The organism is Paenibacillus methanolicus (assembly GCF_008124765.1).
GTDB classification, from domain to species: Bacteria; Bacillota; Bacilli; order Paenibacillales; family Paenibacillaceae; genus Paenibacillus_Z; species Paenibacillus_Z methanolicus.
The window spans coordinates 306,562-324,462 of record NZ_VNHS01000002.1; the positions used below are offsets into that span (position 1 = coordinate 306,562).

Annotated in this window: 19 protein-coding genes; 4 read left to right on the forward strand and 15 right to left on the reverse strand. The window is 60.0% G+C overall.

Annotated features, from left to right (window positions below):
• Positions 1 to 115: 115 nt before the first annotated feature.
• The gene (locus BCM02_RS06190; RefSeq protein ID WP_148928192.1) at positions 116 to 1,282 is read left to right on the forward strand and encodes a nucleoside recognition domain-containing protein; all 1,167 of its coding nucleotides are present in this window, start codon (positions 116 to 118) and stop codon (positions 1,280 to 1,282) included.
• A 30-nt stretch (positions 1,283 to 1,312) separates the two neighbouring features.
• On the opposite strand, the gene coaD is transcribed toward BCM02_RS06190, so the two are convergent.
• Together coaD and rsmD are read right to left on the reverse strand one after the other, a co-directional pair.
• On the reverse strand, positions 1,313 to 1,804 hold the full coding sequence (coaD, locus tag BCM02_RS06195) for a pantetheine-phosphate adenylyltransferase (protein WP_148928193.1): 492 nt from the start codon (positions 1,802 to 1,804) through the stop codon (positions 1,313 to 1,315).
• 1 nt (position 1,805) lies between these two features.
• Positions 1,806 to 2,411, reverse strand: coding sequence for a 16S rRNA (guanine(966)-N(2))-methyltransferase RsmD (gene rsmD, locus BCM02_RS06200; protein ID WP_148928740.1), 606 nt, complete (start codon positions 2,409 to 2,411; stop codon positions 1,806 to 1,808).
• 239 nt (positions 2,412 to 2,650) lie between these two features.
• Here rsmD and BCM02_RS06205 point away from each other — a divergent pair, with 239 nt between their 5' ends.
• Positions 2,651 to 3,583, forward strand: a complete 933-nt coding sequence (locus BCM02_RS06205; protein ID WP_148928194.1) for a proline dehydrogenase family protein — start codon at positions 2,651 to 2,653, stop codon at positions 3,581 to 3,583.
• Between the two features lie 16 nt (positions 3,584 to 3,599).
• Positions 3,600 to 4,505 carry an arginase gene (rocF, locus tag BCM02_RS06210; protein WP_148928195.1) on the forward strand — a complete coding sequence of 302 codons (906 nt, stop codon included), beginning with the start codon at positions 3,600 to 3,602 and terminating at the stop codon, positions 4,503 to 4,505.
• 147 nt (positions 4,506 to 4,652) lie between these two features.
• On the opposite strand, the gene BCM02_RS06215 is transcribed toward rocF, so the two are convergent.
• The 6 genes from BCM02_RS06215 to BCM02_RS06245 all read right to left on the reverse strand — a co-directional run bounded on the left by BCM02_RS06215 (position 4,653) and on the right by BCM02_RS06245 (position 9,968).
• A complete protein-coding gene (locus tag BCM02_RS06215) occupies positions 4,653 to 5,873 on the reverse strand; it encodes a peptidylprolyl isomerase (RefSeq protein ID WP_187434049.1) in 1,221 nt (406 codons plus the stop codon).
• A 107-nt stretch (positions 5,874 to 5,980) separates the two neighbouring features.
• On the reverse strand, positions 5,981 to 6,937 hold the full coding sequence (locus BCM02_RS06220; protein WP_148928197.1) for a D-2-hydroxyacid dehydrogenase: 957 nt from the start codon (positions 6,935 to 6,937) through the stop codon (positions 5,981 to 5,983).
• 421 nt (positions 6,938 to 7,358) lie between these two features.
• A complete protein-coding gene (locus tag BCM02_RS06230; RefSeq protein WP_148928199.1) occupies positions 7,359 to 7,793 on the reverse strand; it encodes a tRNA 2-selenouridine(34) synthase MnmH in 435 nt (144 codons plus the stop codon).
• Positions 7,794 to 7,908: 115 nt separating this feature from the next.
• Complete coding sequence (locus BCM02_RS06235) at positions 7,909 to 8,370, reverse strand: divergent PAP2 family protein (protein ID WP_148928200.1); 462 nt, start codon at positions 8,368 to 8,370, stop codon at positions 7,909 to 7,911.
• Between the two features lie 240 nt (positions 8,371 to 8,610).
• Positions 8,611 to 9,060, reverse strand: coding sequence for a NucA/NucB deoxyribonuclease domain-containing protein (locus BCM02_RS06240; RefSeq protein ID WP_148928201.1), 450 nt, complete (start codon positions 9,058 to 9,060; stop codon positions 8,611 to 8,613).
• Between the two features lie 128 nt (positions 9,061 to 9,188).
• A complete protein-coding gene (locus BCM02_RS06245; RefSeq protein WP_148928202.1) occupies positions 9,189 to 9,968 on the reverse strand; it encodes a glycoside hydrolase family 73 protein in 780 nt (259 codons plus the stop codon).
• Between the two features lie 252 nt (positions 9,969 to 10,220).
• Between BCM02_RS06245 and BCM02_RS06250 the strand changes: the two genes are divergently transcribed.
• Entirely contained in the window at positions 10,221 to 11,615 is a 1,395-nt protein-coding gene (locus BCM02_RS06250; protein WP_148928203.1) for a hypothetical protein, read from the forward strand.
• A 129-nt stretch (positions 11,616 to 11,744) separates the two neighbouring features.
• Here BCM02_RS06250 and BCM02_RS06255 read toward each other — a convergent pair whose 3' ends face one another.
• The 7 genes from BCM02_RS06255 to asnS form a co-directional block, all read right to left on the reverse strand.
• Complete coding sequence (locus BCM02_RS06255) at positions 11,745 to 12,569, reverse strand: TatD family hydrolase (RefSeq protein ID WP_148928204.1); 825 nt, start codon at positions 12,567 to 12,569, stop codon at positions 11,745 to 11,747.
• A gap of 9 nt (positions 12,570 to 12,578) precedes the next feature.
• Positions 12,579 to 13,370, reverse strand: coding sequence for an ABC transporter ATP-binding protein (locus BCM02_RS06260; RefSeq protein WP_148928205.1), 792 nt, complete (start codon positions 13,368 to 13,370; stop codon positions 12,579 to 12,581).
• Positions 13,370 to 14,062 carry an ABC transporter permease gene (locus BCM02_RS06265; RefSeq protein ID WP_342791300.1) on the reverse strand — a complete coding sequence of 231 codons (693 nt, stop codon included), beginning with the start codon at positions 14,060 to 14,062 and terminating at the stop codon, positions 13,370 to 13,372. The genes BCM02_RS06260 and BCM02_RS06265 overlap by 1 nt, the downstream gene beginning before the upstream one ends.
• A gap of 70 nt (positions 14,063 to 14,132) precedes the next feature.
• A complete protein-coding gene (locus tag BCM02_RS06270; RefSeq protein WP_148928207.1) occupies positions 14,133 to 14,435 on the reverse strand; it encodes a thiamine-binding protein in 303 nt (100 codons plus the stop codon).
• Between the two features lie 50 nt (positions 14,436 to 14,485).
• Positions 14,486 to 15,556, reverse strand: a complete 1,071-nt coding sequence (locus BCM02_RS06275) for an ABC transporter substrate-binding protein (protein WP_187434050.1) — start codon at positions 15,554 to 15,556, stop codon at positions 14,486 to 14,488.
• A gap of 314 nt (positions 15,557 to 15,870) precedes the next feature.
• Positions 15,871 to 16,545, reverse strand: a complete 675-nt coding sequence (locus tag BCM02_RS06280) for a DnaD domain-containing protein (protein WP_148928208.1) — start codon at positions 16,543 to 16,545, stop codon at positions 15,871 to 15,873.
• 39 nt (positions 16,546 to 16,584) lie between these two features.
• The gene (gene asnS / locus BCM02_RS06285) at positions 16,585 to 17,880 is read right to left on the reverse strand and encodes an asparagine--tRNA ligase (RefSeq protein ID WP_148928209.1); all 1,296 of its coding nucleotides are present in this window, start codon (positions 17,878 to 17,880) and stop codon (positions 16,585 to 16,587) included.
• Positions 17,881 to 17,901 lie beyond the last annotated feature (21 nt).

The window sequence follows — 17,901 nt, forward strand, 5'->3', positions numbered from 1 at the left end:
CTTCGCGAATCTAGGTCTATCCTTGACGAGACAAGCGTACACTTTAGTGCTGTTTACCGTCCTGCGGGCGGTGTCACCCGAACAGAACCACTACATTTACCGGGAGATGGAACATATGGTACGCACGCTGATACTGTCCGGCTTGTCATTGCTCGTCGTAGTCGCAATCATCGCAAGTCCCGGCGGCGCCTTTCAGGCTTCCCTGCAAGGTCTTTCCGTCTGGTGGAACATCGTGTTCCCGGGCTTGCTCCCTTTCTTGACCCTCTTGGAGCTCATGCTGGCTTTCGGAGCGGTGCATGGCATCGGACAACTGCTGCACCCGCTCATGCGACGCGCGTTCAAGCTCCCCGGCGAAGCGGGCGTCGCCGTCGCGATCGGCTGGAGCGGCGGATATCCGGCAGGCGCCGAAGCGGCCGGCGCGCTTCGCAAGCGTAACGCGGTATCCCGCAGCGAAGGACAGCGGCTGCTCGCGCTCGCGCATATGCCGAATCCGTTGTTCGTGCTGCTCGTCGTCGGCGCCGGTTTCCTGCATCGGCCCGGACTTGGGGCCGCCATTCTGATTTCGATCTGGACGGCCGGACTGTTTGTCGGACTGGCCCATGGCTTGTTCGTCCCGGAGCGAAATGAGTCCGATCGCGAGGAAGCCGAAATCGGCGTGCTCCGGCGCGCCGCCCGCGCCATGAAGGAAGCCCGCCGGCTGGACGGGCGCACGTTCGGCAAAGCGCTGGGCGACGCGGTGACGGCTTCGGTCGCCAAATTGATGGCCGTCGGCGGCTTCATGATTCTCGGTTCGGTCGCCGTGCAGCTGGCGACGCCGCTCTTCATGGGAATGCTGCCGCCCGCTTTGCTGCCCGCCGTCATCGAAAGCCATATCGGCGCTTATGCGACGTCGACCGCCCCGTACTCCGGCATGACCTGGAATGCGGCCGCGGTTGCGGCCGCGTTAAGCTTCGGCGGCATCACGGCGCTTCTTCAAGCCGGGGGGGCGCTCGGTACGGTCGACCTCAGCATCTGGCGGCTGGCGCTCAACCGGCTAATCCAAGCCGTGCTCGCATTCGGCATCACGCTCATCATCGCCGATCCGGCTTCGAGGCTTCTCGCGCCGCTGCTGACGAGCGCCCAGCCGGTCTTGCAGCAGGGAGACCGCCTGCCATCCGCAATCGGCTACCGGATATCCCAGCTACCCGCATTATGGGGTTATGCTCCGATAATGGTCGCCGCATTTGCCGCTGCGATCGGCCTGCTGGCGCTTCTGTCCTATGGCTTACCGCGCAAAAACTGACATGGCCCGCAACAAGTCGACGCCGCGCCTCTAGTTATATTTCTCAATCAGCGCCTTCTCGACGCCCGGCGGAACAAGGTCCTTGACATTGCCTTTGAACTTGGCGATCTCCTTCACGATACTAGAGCTCAAGTACGAGAATTTCGGGTTCGTCATCATGAAAATCGTCTCGATCTCGCTGTCGAGCTGATGATTCGTCGACGCCATTTGCAGCTCGTATTCGAAGTCCGTCACCGAGCGGATTCCCCGAACGATAACATGGGCGTCGCGGGAGCGCATGAAGCGCACGAGCAGGTCGCGGAAGCTGTCGAGGGACACGTTCGGCAATTCCTTGATCGCTTCGGCCAACAGCTCCTTTCGCTCGTCCACCGTAAACAGCGGGCTCTTGCTCGTATTGTTCAACACCGCGACGATTACGTGATCGAATTGCTTGGACGCCCGTTGTATAATATCCAAATGCCCTAGCGTGACCGGATCAAAGCTGCCCGGATACACGGCGATGCGTTTGCCAATAACCGACATATTATAGTTCCTCCGTCTGGAGCTCGCCGGCTTCCGGCTCGTACCGGTACACCGTGACGGCGATATCGCCGTAGCGAGCATGCTTCAATTGGATGTACGAGGCGAACTGCTCCGGATAGCGGTGGGCGGCGTCGTGCTCGACGACGACGCGCGCTCCATCCTCGAGCAGTCCCCGCTGCGCCAGTTCGCCCATCATCGCGTCCATTTCCTTCATCCGGTACGGCGGATCGAGGAAGACGAGCGCGAACCGCTCCCCCCGCTTCTCCAACACTTTGATCGCCCTGCCCGCCTCGTTGCGGTAAATCTCCGCCTGCTGCGTCAGACCCGCCGCCTGCACGTTCTGCTTGATGACTTCTATGCTTAACCGTTCCATGTCGACAAACACGGCCCGTTCCATGCCCCTGCTTAACGCCTCGATGCCCAAGCCGCCGGTGCCGGCGAACAGATCCAGCGCCAAGCCTCCATCGAAATAAGGACCGATCATGCTAAAAATCGCTTCTTTCACTTTATCGGTCGTCGGGCGGGTGTTGCTCCCTGGTACCGCTTTCAGCGGGCGGCCTTTCGCCGTCCCTGCGATGACTCTCACTTGCTGTTTCCCCTTTCTGATTACAACCGGACTGCTGCTATCGTACCATACAACTTCGCTCTTGTTAAACCGACGCGCCAAACCGCGGTTCGATCATTTTAGGCATGATGCCATACACCTCCGCCTATATATGAGTAGACGATAATCCCTAACATCGCTTACGCAGTCGTACAATCCGCAGTACGCAAATCAATCATTAGCGGAATGCTGCATATCCAACTTTGGTTGGATATGCAAACCACCTTAGGAGCGTGAATGTTATGGACGCCGGAACGCGATTGTTCCGAACCGCCCTTCTCGGCCTGGCCGGCAACCGCGCGGCGCGCAAGCTCTCCGAACGGTACGGCATGCGGCTGGGCGCCGGCCGTTTCGTCGCCGGAGAAACGATGGAGGACGCGCTGAAGCACGCCAAACGGCTGAACGATGCCGGCATCGCCGTCACCCTCGACCTGCTTGGCGAAAGCATTCAATCGCTGGAAGAAGCCAAAGCAAGCGAGCTCGGTTACGTCGACCTACTGCAGGCTATAGATCGCGATCAGATAAACGGCAACGTTTCGCTAAAACCGACGCAGTTCGGGCTTGCGCTCGATCCGGACAGCTGCTACGACAGCATTCGCACCGTTGTGCGCGAAGCAGACCGGCTCGGATTGTTCGTCCGGCTGGACATGGAGGACAGTCCATGGACGGATGCCACGATCGATATCGTGAGGCGGCTTCACGCGGAAGGCTTGAAAAACGTCGGGACGGTCATTCAGGCCTATTTGTACCGCAGCGTGCAGGACGTGAAGCAACTCAGCGCCGAGCGCGTGAACCTGCGGCTCGTGAAAGGCGCTTACAAGGAGCCGGCCAGCATCGCTTTCCCCGCAAAAAAAGATGTGGACAGCAATATGCGACGGCTCATTCGGACCCGGCTGGAAAGCGGCGAATATACGGCGATCGCCACCCACGACGAGACGATCATCCGCTGGGTCAAATCATACGCGAGGTCGCGCCGAATTCCGAGAACCGCGTTCGAGTTTCAGATGCTCTACGGCATTCGAACGCCGCTTCAGGAGTCGCTCGCCCGCGAGGGGTATACCGTTCGCAGCTACGTTCCTTTCGGGCGAAGCTGGTATCCGTATTTCGTGCGGCGGCTCGCGGAGCGTCCCGCCAACGTCACGTTCATCGTGAAAAGTCTGTTCACACGCGGCTAGCAAGGAGGCGGCAATCATGAAAGAGCAGCTCCCGATCACCATCCTGCCCGTTCCGTTCGATTGGGGGGCCGGGCGCCGCGGCGCCGCGAGCGGTCCCGAAGCGGTGCTGCAAGCCGGACTCGTCCGGCGTCTCCAGAAGCTTGGCTGCCGGGTGCAGCTGCGCTCCGACGACTATTTGCCCAATACCGACGCCGACCGGCGGACGTCCGCCAAGCTCAAGCATTGGGGACGGGTGCAGACGATGAACGAGGCGCTGGCGCTCGAAGCGGCCGCCGCCATGCGCGCCGGCACGTTCCCGCTGGCTATCGGCGGCGACCATAGTCTGGCGATCGGCACCGTCGCCGCCGCGGCAAAGGCCCGCCGACGGATCGGCGTGCTGTGGATCGACGCCCACGGCGATCTCAACACCCCCCAGACGTCGCCCTCCGGCAATATTCACGGCATGTCGCTTGCCGCGCTGCTCGGGCTGGGCGACCCGCGCTTCACGGGTATCGGCGGACCCGGCGCCAAGCTGAATCCGGGCCATATCGCGCTTGTCGGCGCAAGAGAACTCGACGTTGGGGAGAAGGAGCTGATCCGCGAGCTGGGCATTGCCTGTTTCACGATGCACGATATTGACCGCTACGGCATGGCGCGCGTCATGGAGAACGCCATCCGCGTCGTCTCCGATGGTACCGACGGCGTTCACTTAAGCTTCGACATCGACAGCGTCGATCCCGGCGAGGCGCCCGGAACGGGGACTCCCGTGCGCGGCGGGCTGAACTATCGGGAAGCGCATCTGGCGATGGAGATGCTGCACGAGGCGGCCGTCGTCACCTCGGCGGACCTTGTGGAGGTCAATCCCCTGCTCGATAACGGCCAACGGACGGCGAGGCTCGCCGTCGAGCTTGCCGCATCCTTTGCCGGGGAGCGCATCTTATAATTCTTCCCGCGTTCCCGTCTCCGCCTGCGGGCGGCCAACAACACGGGGTGCGCATGCAAAAAACTCCGGGCCCGATCGGGTCCGGAGTTCTTCGTTATGTCTGTCTATATTGCTCGAAGCTCGCTCGAAATTCGGGCGCCGTGCTGCTTACTCCGTCTTGGTCGCCGCGTTACCCGCGCCTTCCGCCGGCTTAGCCGCATCGCCTTCGGTCGCCGCTTCTTCTTCCGCTTTCTTCTCGTCTTCCAGTTTGTTCGTGATCGTCGCCTTCGCACGGATCTCTTCGATCCACGTACTGGCAATCTCCGATACTTTCTGGTTCACGAGCTGATCCTTGATGGCCGTCTGGTTCTCTTCGAACGTGGATTGCTTCGCGGCTTTATGCTCGGTCAGCTTGATGATGTGGAAGCCATGTTCGGTCTCGACGATCGGGCTCAAGTCGCCCGGGTTCTTAAGCGCGAACGCCGCTTGTTCGAACGCCGCGACCATCATGCCTTTCTGGAAGAAGCCCAGATCGCCGCCGTTCACCGCAGACGTTGTGTCGGTCGATTTCTCCTTCGCCAGCGTCGCGAAATCCGCGCCTTCGTTCAGCTGCTTCAGGATCGCTTCCGCTTCTTGCTTCGTCGCGACGAGAATATGGGACGCTTGCACTTGCTCCTGCGTATCGTAGCTCGCTTTGTTATCCTCGTAGTATTGCTTGACCTGCTCGTCCGTTACGCCCGACTTCGGCTCCAAAATTTTGCGCAGCTTGACTTGCGGAGGAACCTGTTCCTTGAACGATTCCAGCGTCATTCCGTTTTGCGCAAGCGCCGCGTTGAACTCTTCTTCGGACGGGAAGTTTTTCTTAATGTTCGCGATTTCTTTCTCGACGTCGGCATCCGTAACGGTAACGCCCGCTTTCTCGGCTTCTTGATTGAGCAGCTCGTCCGAGATGAGGTTGTTCAGCGTCGATTCGCCGCCCTGCTCGAGCATGGCGTCATACAACTGATCTTTCGAGATCTTGGTGCCGTTCACCGTCGCCATCGTCTCGCCGGAACCGCCGCCGAACTTCGGAATCGCCAGCACGACGATGAGCACGACGGCCAGGCCGATCGCGACGTACATCCACCCTTTGCCGCTCTTCGGCTTGTCCGCCTCAGGCCGCACAGCCGCCGCCGTCCGCTCTTCTTCGTCCGCGAGCTCGGCTTCTTCTGCCAAATCCCGTTCGTCCGCTTGGATCTCTTCGGCTTGATCGGCGCTCGGCTGAGCCTGTCCGGTTACCGGGTTCTCTACCGGCGCGCCTTCTTCTTGACCGCGGACCTCGCCTTGTCCGTCATTCTCTTGCTCGTTCCCCGTAGGTATGCCTTTGTCCTGCTGTTCTTTGTCGCTCAATGATAAAACTCCCTTCAGCATATACGCGCATGGCGCTATTGGCTTGACTCTCAATGACATTAATATAACAGATGCTTATAAGTCGTACCTTAAGAGAAGATAAAAAGTTAACCAACCTTATTTTTAACGGCTCCCCGCGCAAAATGAAACAAGTTGTCCGCGGCTATCTTCAGCAACCTGCCGCGCGCCTCCGCCGTCGCCCACGCAACGTGCGGCGTAATCGTGCAGTTCGGCGCGCCGATTAACGGGTGATCGGCCGGCGGCGGTTCTGCCGACAACACGTCGAGCCCCGCTCCCGCGATGCGGCCTTCCCGAAGCGCATGGGCCAGGTCCGCTTCCACGACGTGCCCCCCGCGCGCCGTATTGATCAAATACGCGCCGCGCTTCATGAGTCCGATCGTCCGCTTGTTGATCAAGCCGCTCGTCTGCGGCGTAAGCGGGCAATGCAGCGTGACGTAGTCCGCCTCGCGCAGCAACTCATCCAGTTCCACATATCGGACTGCCGCCCACTCCGGATCGCGCTTCGGCGTTCGCGTATGCACGAGCACGTCCATCCCGAAAGCAATTGCCGCGCGAGCGACCTGCCGGCCAATGCCGCCGAAACCGATGATGCCGACGGATTTGCCATGCAGTTCTTGCAGCGGGTACAAGGAGAACGTGAAATCCGGTCCGGCCGACCAACGCCCTCCGCGCACGGCCCTGTCATGCTCCGCGATGTGATGGCAATGGCGCAGCACGAACGCGAAGACGAGCTGGGCGACCGAATACGTGCTGTAGTCCGGCACGTTCGTCACCGTTATGCCGCGCTCGGCCGCAGCCTCGATGGCCACCACGTTATAACCGGTCGCCAGCACCCCGATATAACGAAGGTTCGGAAGTGAGGAAATTATATCCGCGGTCAGCGCCGTCTTATTCGTCAGCACCGCGTCCGCGTCTTTCGCCCGCTCCTGGACGAGCTCCGGCGGCGTTCGGTCGTATACGGTCAAGCTGCCTAACGCTTCAAACGGCGCCCAGCTCAAATCGCCGGGATTCAGCGTGAACCCGTCCAGCACGACAATGTTCATGTATCAAGTTCACCCCTTTTGCTTTGCCAAATATCCATATTATACCCGATCCGTCCCTCGAAAAGGATAGGGAAACCGATAATTGACCGCATTCGAAGCTGCCTGGGAAGGATTATCCGGGAACAAGGGCAATTTCGGCACCGTACAGCACGTCCAAAAAATAATTCGGCTGCCATGTATAACGATGGCCAAACTGGCAATCCTTAAGATATCGGCGTCGAGAGATGCCGTAGACAACCGCGGAGAAGACTTACGTTTCCCCATAAGCTCTTCGTCCGGTTTCTCCTCTCCCATGAAAGGGACTCCCGAAAGGGGGTCCCGGTTTTTTTTATTCCCCCAGTTCGCTTGCACGCTTGTCCTTCTTCCCAAAACAAAAACGACCGCTTCCCGATAGCGAAAACGGTCGAACGAAATTTTCCACTTATTCCACGCGAACCAAGTATGCTTTAACCCCTTGCACCGCTTCGTCCAGCGTTCGAACCGAAACCGTCCACTCCGGATCCGCGCCGTATTGATCGCCCGTGTATGCGTAACGCGGATCGTAATAAGATTCGAGCAATGCGAACGGCCGGCTCGATGCGATCGGACTGCAAGCAAACTTCGATCTCGGCGGCGATCGGCGTAGGGAGCGCGATTTGATGCGGTGGAAGCCTTCTTGATACTCGGCCTTATACGCGGTCGGATAGTCTTCCATAATCCGAATGACCCTCGACTCCATCGGCATCTCGATTCGGAGCGGCGTGCCGCTCTCCTTCGCGTTTATCAGAATATCGGGCAGCACCGTTTTGCCTAGTCGCTTGCTCTTGGCTTCGAACAATATGTATGGCGTATCCTGCAGCGCAATCAGCCGCTCCATCAGGAGCGCTGGCCGGCATGCTGCTTTTATAAGGGACAATAACAAAGAGCGTTCGACGCAGGTCGGACGCTCTTTGTTCGTTCTTAGCTTGTTCTTTCCGTGATCGTTCCGGCCGTTACCCGTACACGATCCAATAGTAAACCACACTGACCGCGGCGCCGAACACCGCCCCCGCCAACACTTCGATCGGCCGATGGCCGAGCAGCTCCTTCAGCTCTTCGCGCGGCTTCTTCGACTCCGCGTCGTGATGCAGCAGCGGAATCGTGCGGGCGATCCGGTTAATGAGCGAGGCATGCATGCCCGCGTGTCGGCGGATACCCATCGCGTCGTACATCGTAATCGCGCTGACGATGACCGCGATCGCGAATGCCGACGAGTCGACGCCTTCGACGATGCCGATGGCGGTCGCGAGCGATACGACGGCGGCCGAATGGGAGCTCGGCATCCCTCCGGTGCTGAAGCCGAGGCCTACATCCCACGAACGCGTAGCGATCAGCTTGATCGGCACTTTCACGATTTGCGCCAGCACGATCGACAGCAGCGCGGCCATGAGCGGAAAATTATGAAATAGTGCCATCGTTCTCTCCCCTTTACACTATGCGTCAGGATTAGCTTGACCCGAATCGTTCGCCTTCATTTCCGTTATTGGAAAAAAAAGCGCGGACGCGCCATGGACTTACCGGTCTCCCTATCATTTCGCCTCGAACGCGCTAATTCCTATTACCCGGATTGAACAAGATTGTCCGGCCGCATGCGTGGTCCCGGTTGCCGAGGATACAAAAGGACCGGCTGATGGCCGATCCTTCCCCCCGCGTCGTTATTCCACGATAAACCGCACCTGCGTGCCGTCCTCGTACGCTTCCAATTGATTGCTGATCCAGGCGCCCGCGCCCCGGTTGTCGCCTTGTTTCACGTACTCGACATCCGCGCCGGCGCCGCCTTCGGCGCACATGGCCATCGGCCACTCGTCGCGGTCGAAGCCTTCTTTGACCGGCACGTCCTTCAGCGCCTCTTGACGGTTCGCATCCGCGCCGTCCCGGTCAATCGTGCAGATCGCCGATTTGCCGCCTGCGATCGCTTCTTTCATATGCGCGGCGGTCTCGGGATATTGATCCGCGGGGAACGTCAGCGTCACCTCCGCCTGGACGGTTTCCCGACCGCTCGGCTGCCGCGTCCCCTGACCGTCGTCCTGCATCGTGAACGCTTTCCAAAAATACATCGCGGCGATCGCCAGGGCAACCGCGTAGAAGGCGCTTCTCTTCTTCATGTCTGACTCTCCTGTCCATGCTCGTTCTTGAAACCAACAAGGACTAGTATTCCAGAAAACGCCCGTCCCGTCAACGCGACCCGCGCAGCCCGTCTGTATGTCAACTCCCCTTGCTGCCCTAGCGCTCGTTAGAGCACGCCTGCCCGGCCAAGCCGCAGCACGACCGCGAGCGTCCGCCAAAATTCAAGCGATCCGCTTTTGAGCTGAATTACGCCGCCCAAATCGTCGGATCCAAACTCCTGCACGAACCACGCCGGCGCGGCAATGGCTCGTTCCGCCTCGAGCGCCAGCACCCGTCCGCTTAAAGACGCCACCGTCGCGTTCGCCGCTCCCTGCTCGTTCGTAAGCGCCGTCACCAACCCGGACAGCTGCTTGATGCTCGCTTCCAGCGCTTCGAACGCCGCTTTCTCCTCCGCCGTCATCGGCTCATCCCCTTTCACCAGATCGTAACGGTCCAACTCATGACGATCGATGATCGCGATGAGCTTATCCGCATAACGTATATCCGTCGCGTAACCGGCTTCCTGCAGCGCCTTTGCCGCCGAACGACCGTCTGTATGGCGTGCTCCACTGTATAAGGCACGGTTCCAGGATACGCCCCTCGCGATAAGCTCCGAGTGGTCCCTCACGCTCTCCTGCCAACTTGAATAGGCACGAAAAACGGCGTTCACCGTATAGACGGACCCGTCCGTACGCTGCTCCTTGGTCGGCAGCACGACGCTGCCCGCCGGTCCCGTCCCCTTCATCCCGAACAGATTATTGCCTTCCACGGCCAGCTGGCTGTTCCCGCTGTTCGACTCCAGAATCGCCTGCGCGATCGTAATCGAGGCCGGAACGCCGCTCTGGCGCTCGTCCGCCTGCGCCATCGGCGCCAGGGCGTCGATAAACTGTTCCCGTGTCAAGGCCATCTGCAATCCCTCCCTCTGTCCGGCCAGCCGATTGTCCAGCCGGTCTTAAGACGCTTCCTTCCTGTACGAACGCATTCCGTTTCCTTCTAATGTATGCACGGCAGCGTTGAAAGTCTGGACGAGCACACAGCTGCCGAAATATAGGCACCGCCCGTTTTTGGCGGGTGACAACGTTCTCAGACCGGCGCACACGCCCGGCACGGCGGACGCATACGATATAGCACTATCCGTAAGGAAGAAGAAGGTGCTGCCGTGGAAGTCCAGTTTACCGCGCTTCATTGGGTGTATTTGGCGTTCATCGTATTTATTCTTGCGCTTTTGATTAAACGCCGCGATACGACGCTAATCTGCGTCGCGGGGATCTTCACCCTCGGCGTAATCGCGACCGAGACGCTTAGCGGCTCCGTCAGCGGCATATTCAACAGCTTTATCTATGCGATCAAAGAGTTAATCGGCACGATCCTCATTATCTCCATTATCGTCGCGATGAGCCGCGTGCTCATCATAACCGGCATAAACGAAACGATGGTGCGTCCGCTCACCCGCTTCCTTCGCACGCCGACGCTTGCGTATTGGGGAATCGGCCTCATCATGATGGTGACGTCCCTGTTCTTCTGGCCGTCTCCGGCCGTTGCCCTCATCGGCGCCGTGCTGCTGCCCGTGGCCGCGCGCGTCGGCCTGCCCGCGCTTGGCGCCGCGGTCGCCATGAATTTATTCGGTCACGGCATCGCGCTATCCGGGGATTATATTATTCAAGGCGCGCCCAAGCTGACCGCCGATGCCGCCGGCCTGCCCGTCTCCGCCGTCATGGAAGCGAGCATCCCGCTCGTCGCGGTCATGGGCGTCGTCACGACGGTTGCCGCGTTCTGGTATATGCGGAGGGATATGAAACGGGGAACATGGCTCGACGGACTCGTGGCGGGCGGCGGCGCGGCAGCCGCGAGCGAAACGCAGATCGTCCTGCCGGCCAATATCCGGAAGTCGCTGGCCGTCATCATTCCGCTGCTGTTCGCCGCCGACGTCGCCGCGATGTTCGCGCTCAATCTGCAGGGCGGCGACGCGACCGCGCTCGTCGGCGGAACGGCCGTGCTCATTCTGGCCGCCGTTACGCTTCTTGCGCACCGGAACAAGGGGCTTGAGCAAACGACCGCCTATCTGATCGAAGGCTTCCAGTTCGGATTCAAGGTGTTCGGCCCGGTCATACCGATCGCCGCCTTCTTCTATCTTGGCGACGCCGGCTTCACGGCCTTGTTCGGACCGACGCTGCCCGAAACCTCTCACGGCATCGTAAACGATCTAGGGGTTGGGCTCGCCCATCATGTGCCGCTGAACGAAGCGGTCAGCGCCGTGACCGTGACGGTTACGGGCGCGATCACGGGTCTCGACGGCTCCGGCTTCTCCGGCATCTCGCTGGCCGGCTCCATCGCCCAGCTGTTCGCTTCCGCGATCGGCTCCGGCGCGGCTACGTTGACCGCGCTTGGCCAAGTCGCGGCGATCTGGGTCGGCGGCGGCACGCTCATTCCATGGGCGCTCATCCCGGCGGCCGCCATCTGCGGCGTCAGTCCGTTCGAGCTTGCCCGCCGCAACTTGAAGCCGGTGCTGATCGGGCTTGCGGCGACGACGGTCGTCGCGATGTTCCTCATCTAGCCTTTCGCAAGATTATTCGATCCTGCTTAAGTTCGGGCGGATCGTCAAAAAGACCACGCATCCTCGATTCGCATCGGAGGTTCGTGGTCTTTGTTTGCTCGAACATGATCTTCATTCGCGGCGCAAGCTTTACAGGCCATAAAACCTGACGGCGTTGCGGTATAACGCTTCGGCCGCTTCTTCGGGCCGAATGCCTTTGATCGCCGCGATCTCGTTCGCCACGTCGCGAACCATCCCCGGCTTCGTCGCGCGTCCCGCGAACGGCCCCTCGAACGGCCACGGCCCATCCGTCTCCGTCATGAGCAGCGCAAGCGGATACGCGCGGACAAGCGTCCGGATCTCCGGCTCATATAGCACATCGGGCGTCACGGAGACCACGCAGCCCAGCGCGATCATTCGCTCTACCGTGGCGGCAGCGCCTTTGAACCAGTGAAAATGGGCGCGGGTCACGCGGTGCATCTCCAGCAAGTCGAGCGCCTTGTCCGCGTCTTCATACACGGCGTGAAGGACGATCGGCCGTCCCGTCTCCGCGGCGAAACGGACGAACTTCTCCAACAAATCCATATAACCCGATTCGTCGAATGCCGTTCCGGACGATTCCGTTTCGGTTCGCATGTAATAAGGCAGCCCGACCTCGCCGACCGCGAATCGTTCTCCGGCCGTATCGCGCGCCCGCATCCAGGCAAACAGCTCTTCGAGTTCCTCGTCCGCCGGCAGCGGCTGTTCCGGATGATACCCGTATGCGGGCATCACCCTCTCCGGCATTCGCATCGCCCATTCGCGCACGGTGCGCGAAGAGTTAAGATGCATGGACACGGCCACCACGGCAGCTACGCCTTCGCGGAATGCTTCCTCCAGGAGCGGTCGCTGCTCCGCCGTCTCATAATGGTCCACATGAAGATGCGCGTCGATATAGAGAGACTGGGCATTAATCTTGTTATCCATTTCATTCATGACCTCGGCTCACCTCTTCCCCGTCAACGGACTTCGTCCGTCTGTCGGCTTCAGCATATCGTAGATCTCGAGCTTCAATTCGTTGAACAGCGGGTCGGTCCATAGCGACTCGCTGCGCGGACGCGCGAACGGCACCTCGATCTCCCTCGCGACGCAAGCGGGCGAAGGCGATAAGACGAGGATCCGGTCCGACAGCAGCAGCGCCTCCTCGATGCTATGCGTCACGAACAGCACGGAGCGGCGGTCCGCCTCCCAGAGCGACAGCAGCCATGTCTGCATATGCAGCCGGGTCAGCGCGTCCAGCGCGCCGAACGGCTCGTCCAGGCACATGAGCCGCTGCGGGGAGAGGAGCGCGCGCAGGAACGATACGCGCTGCTGCATGCCGCCCGACAGCGTATCGGGATAAGCATCGGCTTCCCCGGCCAACCCGACGCGAGCCAGCCATTCGGAGGTTTGCGATTCGGCCTCGTGCCGGTCGAGGCCGGCGATTGTCAGCGCCATGACGATATTGGCCCGAACGGTCAGCCACGGCAAGAGCGATGCGGACTGCGGCATATACGCGATGCGTCCGCGCTCGCCCGTGACGAGCCGGCCGTCCATGCGGATTTCCCCGCTCGTCGGCCGCTCCAGCCCGCCGATCAGATGAAACAGCGTCGATTTGCCGCTGCCGGAAGGACCGATAATGGAGACAAACTCGCCTTCTTTCACGTGAAACGAAACATCGCCTAGAACACGCTTCGCGCCTCGTCCTTCCGAGAACGTCTTCCCGATGCCGGTTATTTCCAACGCGAAATCCGTCATTAGACGCCTCCCTCCTTCCGTACCTTCCACCGGATCGAATATCGCTCGATGAGCGCGATGACGCCGAACAGAAGCAGACTGAACAGGACGATGATCAGAATGCCCGCAAACACGCGGCTCGTCTCCCAACCGTTGGACGAGAGCCGGATGTAGAAGCCCAACCCTTCGTTCGATCCGAGCGCTTCCGCATAGATGGCTCCGATCACGCAGTAGGAGGCCGCGATCTTCAGCCCCGAGAACAGATGACTGAGCGCGCCCGGAAGTTCCAGCTTCCAGAACAATTGACGCTTGTCCGCTCCGATCATCCTCATGTAGTGAATAAGCTTCGGATCCGCCTGCTGTAGTCCGGATAGCATCGAGACGCTGACCGGGAAGAAACAGACCAAGATGAGCAGGATAAGTTTCGGAAGCACGCCGAACCCGAACCAGATGACGAGCAGATCGCCAAGGACGATGACCGGGACGTTCTGCGTCAGCACGAGCAGCGGATAAAGCCCGGCGCGAGCGCCCGGAATTAAATGCAGCAAAGCGGCGAGCCCAAGGCCCGCCGCCGTACCTGCCGCAAATCCGAGCAGCGTCAGTCGAACCGTCGCCGCCGCGTGTCCCATCAGTCTTGGCCATTCCGCCGCCATCTCTTGAAATATCGCCAGCGGCGAAGGCAGAATCCACGCCTCGATGGCAAACAACGACACCGCCGCCTGCCAAAGCGCGAGGAAGCCGAGGAGGCAGGCGGCCGGAGGGATTATTTTGCGAAAGCTCCGGCTATTGCCCATCCGGATATTTCTCGAGAAGACGTCCCATAGAAGCGCCGTTCTCCGGGTTATAGTAGATTTTGATCTGCGAGATAACCGATAGACAGCCCATCTCCGTCATCGCTTCGTTCATCTGCCGCACGACTTCCAGCAGCTGGGTCAACTCGCCTTCCATCGTCGTCTCGAGCGGGGCGACGCGGTATGGCACGCCAGCCGATTTGATGATGTCGATCGCGCGGTCCACATACGGGATGACGCTCTCGCCGCCGGGCGTCGTCGGTAAAATTTGAATGCTTACGAGTGCGTTGGCCATGGACGGCACCGCCTTTCTTCTTGGTCGCGTTATTGGTTATTTCGTATTCGTTATTGCGGAAGGAACTCGTTCGTGAATGCCTGCTCGGCCTCCAGCTCCTTGTCGAGGAGCTTATGGTCGAACATCCACTGCGCGTAATTCTGCCACACTTCCAGCTTCTGCTCGCCCCAACGCGGCGCGTCGTCCTGATATTTCGGACTGAGCCACTTCTGGCTGGCGCGCACGAGCTCCGCGTTCAAATCCGGCTCGGCCTTGATCAGCACCTCCGCCGCATCGTCCGGATTCTCGATCGCGTATTGGTAGCCTTCGGCCGCTCCCGCGACGAACGCCTGCACGAGGTCCTTCTTCTCCGCGATCATCTTCTCGCTCGTCGCGAGCACAGGCGTATAATAATCCAGTTTATCGCTATAGTCGGTCAAATACACCATGTTCAGCTTCTCGCCGCGCAGCTCCGCTTCGACGCCGGTCCACGCATAGTAGATCCAGGCAAAGTCGATGTTGCGCTTGACGGCCGTGAAGAAATCCGCGTCGCCGATGCTGATGTTGGTCACCTTGGAGACGTCCGCCTGCTCCTCTTGCATGAGCGATTCGATGACCGCCTGCTCCGCCGGCGAGCCCCAGCCGCCGTACGTCTTGCCCTCGAAATCCTTCGGCGTCTTGATGCCTTTGTCCGCCGGGGACGCGAAGCCGGACGTATTATGCTGGATGACCGCGGCCAGCGAGACGAGCGGCACGCCTTGGATACGCGCCTGCGTAATCCCCTCTTGATAGCTGACCCCGAATTCCGCCGCGCCGGAGGCGATCATTTTGTCCGCGCCCGCTTCGGTGGGCTGAATGATCTCCACGTCAAGCCCATGCTCGCGGAAGAAGCCTTTGTCGCGCGCCACGTATAAGCCCGTATGATTCGTATTCGGCGTCCAGTCGAGCACGACCTTCACCTTCGTCGGCGGCTGATCGGCATTCGTGCCGGCCGATTCGTTAGCCGCCGCGTTGCCGCCTGCCGCCCCCGCATCGGCGTTGCCCGCCTGATTATTATTCTTCGTTCCGCACCCCGTCAACGCCAACAATGCCAATGCAAGCACCATTACCCCTATCGCGCCTCGTCTGATCTTCCTGCTCATCTTCGTCATCTGCTCCTCTCTCGTGCTCCTCGCCTGCGACTTATCTCCCCTTCTGTCAATTCCAGCACAAGAAAAAGCGCCTTCCCAGTCAGGAAGACGCTTCGATTATTGCTTCGAAAATACCCATAATCCGGCGTGACATGTTCGCGGCCGAACGGGCGTTGCAATCCTACGCTGGCATTATCCAGATCAGGTTACGGGTCGGGATTCGCATCGGGATCCCCTCTCAGCCGGCCATACATCCAGCTCCCCCTGTTATATGAAAGTCGTTGCTTCGCCTATTATAGCAGACGAGGACAAAATTGCCAGCCTTTTTATCGCGGCCCGCGAAACTTCTGCGTGTATGCTCTCGCTTCTTCCGCGTTCGTCACCCGGTTGCGGCCCCATTCGAACAAAATGCGGTCGATATAGCGCAGATGCACTTTTCCCGCGAACACCGCTTCCTTCAACGCGAAGCGGATCAGCTCGTCCGAATACCGGTCCTGGTCGATCCAGATGCTGATCGTCTCGCATTCCATCGGCGAGAGCGGCCGCCCGAATTCCTGCTCGAAGACCGAGAATAGATCGGTCGCCTTGACCTCAGGCGCCCGCTCCGCCCGGCTTGCCTGCATCGATTCGCGCGTACCGTCCGACAGCCACTCGGCCGAGCGGATTACCCAACCGTCCCAGTTATAACACTCCGACTGCACGCCTGTCAGTTGATCGAAGTGCTCGTCGATGGTCAGGAAGCCTTCCTTCATGAGGCGGCTTAACATCTGATGGGCGGTCTTCGGCGTGACGCCAAGCCGGTCCGCCAGCTGCTCCGGAGTCGGAAAGTCGACGCCTTCCAGCTGACGGAACGACATTAGCTGGAGCAGCAGCAGAAATTCGGTATCGGACAGTCCGATGCCATGATAAGCGCGGAGCAAGCCGGCCGGCACAACGAGGCTGCCGCCGTTCATGGCGGACGCCATCCCCCTGGCGTAGGCTTTCCACATCTCGTTACTCATCCGCTTCCCCTCTTCCTTCGCCCGCTAGCCAACCGGCGATTACGGATACAGACGATACAGCATCCGCGGGAACGGAATCGTCTCGCGCACGTGATCCAGCCCGCAGATCCACGCGACCGTGCGCTCGAGACCGAGTCCGAAGCCCGAATGCGGCACGGAGCCGTATTTGCGCAGGTCGAGATACCATTGGTACGCCTCTTCGGACAATTCATGTTCCTTGAAGCGTTCTGCCAACAGCTCCGGATCGTCGATCCGCTGGGAACCGCCGATGATCTCGCCATAGCCTTCCGGCGCGATCATATCCGCGCACAGCACGACTTCCGGACGATTCGGGTCCGGCTTCATGTAGAACGCCTTGAACGACGCCGGATAATGCGTGATGAAGACCGGCTTGTCGTAGTTCTCGGCGATCGCCGTCTCGTGCGGCGCGCCGAAATCTTCGCCCCATGGAATGTCGAAGCCTTGCTCGTTCAAGAACTTAATCGCGTCGTCGTACGTGATCCGCGGGAACGGCGCTTGAATCGCCTCCAGCTTGGACAAGTCGCGGCCAATCGCTTCCAGCTCCTTGCGGCAGTTCGTCAAGACGGACTGCACGACATAGCTGATGAATTGCTCCTGCACGCGCAGGTTCTCCTCATGGTCGACGAACGCCATCTCCGGCTCGATCATCCAGAATTCGATCAGGTGTCGGCGCGTCTTGGACTTCTCGGCGCGGAACGTCGGTCCGAACGAATACACTTTGCCGAGCGCCATCGCCGCTGCTTCCATGTACAGCTGACCGCTCTGGGTCAGGTACGCGTCTTCTTCGAAATATTTGGTATGGAACAGATTCGTCGTGCCTTCGCAAGAGGAAGGCGTTAGAATCGGCGGATCGACCAGCGTGAAATCGCGCTCGTCGAAGAAACGCTGGATCGCGCGGATGATCTCGGCGCGGATGACCATGATCGCCCGCTGCTTCGGCGTGCGGAGCCACAGGTGGCGGCGATCCATCAAGTAGTCGACCCCGTGCTCCTTCGGCGTGATCGGATATTCTTCGGTTAGCTGAATGACTTCGATGTCCTCCACCGTCAGCTCGTAGCCGGATTGGCTGCGCGGCTCTTCGCGCACGATCCCCTTCACGTAAACCGAGGATTCCTGCGTCAGCGACTTGGCCGTGTTCCACACTTCTTCGGAAACTTCGCTCTTCACGATAACGCCTTGAATATATCCCGTACCGTCGCGCAGCTGCAAAAACTGAATTTTGCCGCTGGAGCGCTTGTTGTTGATCCAGCCGCCCATCCAGACGGACTGACCCGCATGCCCGCCAATCTGTTTAATCGTCGTTAATGTTCTCATGGGCAACGCTTCCTTCCTTTG

Coding starts and splice junctions, on each gene's coding strand:
- BCM02_RS06190 (WP_148928192.1), top strand. CDS start 116: ATGGTACGCACGCTGATACTGTCCGGCTTGTCATTGCTCGTCGTAGTC.
- coaD (WP_148928193.1), bottom strand. CDS start 1,804: ATGTCGGTTATTGGCAAACGCATCGCCGTGTATCCGGGCAGCTTTGAT.
- BCM02_RS06205 (WP_148928194.1), top strand. CDS start 2,651: ATGGACGCCGGAACGCGATTGTTCCGAACCGCCCTTCTCGGCCTGGCC.
- rocF (WP_148928195.1), top strand. CDS start 3,600: ATGAAAGAGCAGCTCCCGATCACCATCCTGCCCGTTCCGTTCGATTGG.
- BCM02_RS06220 (WP_148928197.1), bottom strand. CDS start 6,937: ATGAACATTGTCGTGCTGGACGGGTTCACGCTGAATCCCGGCGATTTG.
- BCM02_RS06230 (WP_148928199.1), bottom strand. CDS start 7,793: ATGGAGCGGCTGATTGCGCTGCAGGATACGCCATACATATTGTTCGAA.
- BCM02_RS06235 (WP_148928200.1), bottom strand. CDS start 8,370: ATGGCACTATTTCATAATTTTCCGCTCATGGCCGCGCTGCTGTCGATC.
- BCM02_RS06240 (WP_148928201.1), bottom strand. CDS start 9,060: ATGAAGAAGAGAAGCGCCTTCTACGCGGTTGCCCTGGCGATCGCCGCG.
- BCM02_RS06245 (WP_148928202.1), bottom strand. CDS start 9,968: ATGGCCTTGACACGGGAACAGTTTATCGACGCCCTGGCGCCGATGGCG.
- BCM02_RS06255 (WP_148928204.1), bottom strand. CDS start 12,569: ATGAATGAAATGGATAACAAGATTAATGCCCAGTCTCTCTATATCGAC.
- BCM02_RS06260 (WP_148928205.1), bottom strand. CDS start 13,370: ATGACGGATTTCGCGTTGGAAATAACCGGCATCGGGAAGACGTTCTCG.
- BCM02_RS06270 (WP_148928207.1), bottom strand. CDS start 14,435: ATGGCCAACGCACTCGTAAGCATTCAAATTTTACCGACGACGCCCGGC.
- BCM02_RS06275 (WP_187434050.1), bottom strand. CDS start 15,556: ATGAGCAGGAAGATCAGACGAGGCGCGATAGGGGTAATGGTGCTTGCA.
- BCM02_RS06280 (WP_148928208.1), bottom strand. CDS start 16,545: ATGAGTAACGAGATGTGGAAAGCCTACGCCAGGGGGATGGCGTCCGCC.
- asnS (WP_148928209.1), bottom strand. CDS start 17,880: ATGAGAACATTAACGACGATTAAACAGATTGGCGGGCATGCGGGTCAG.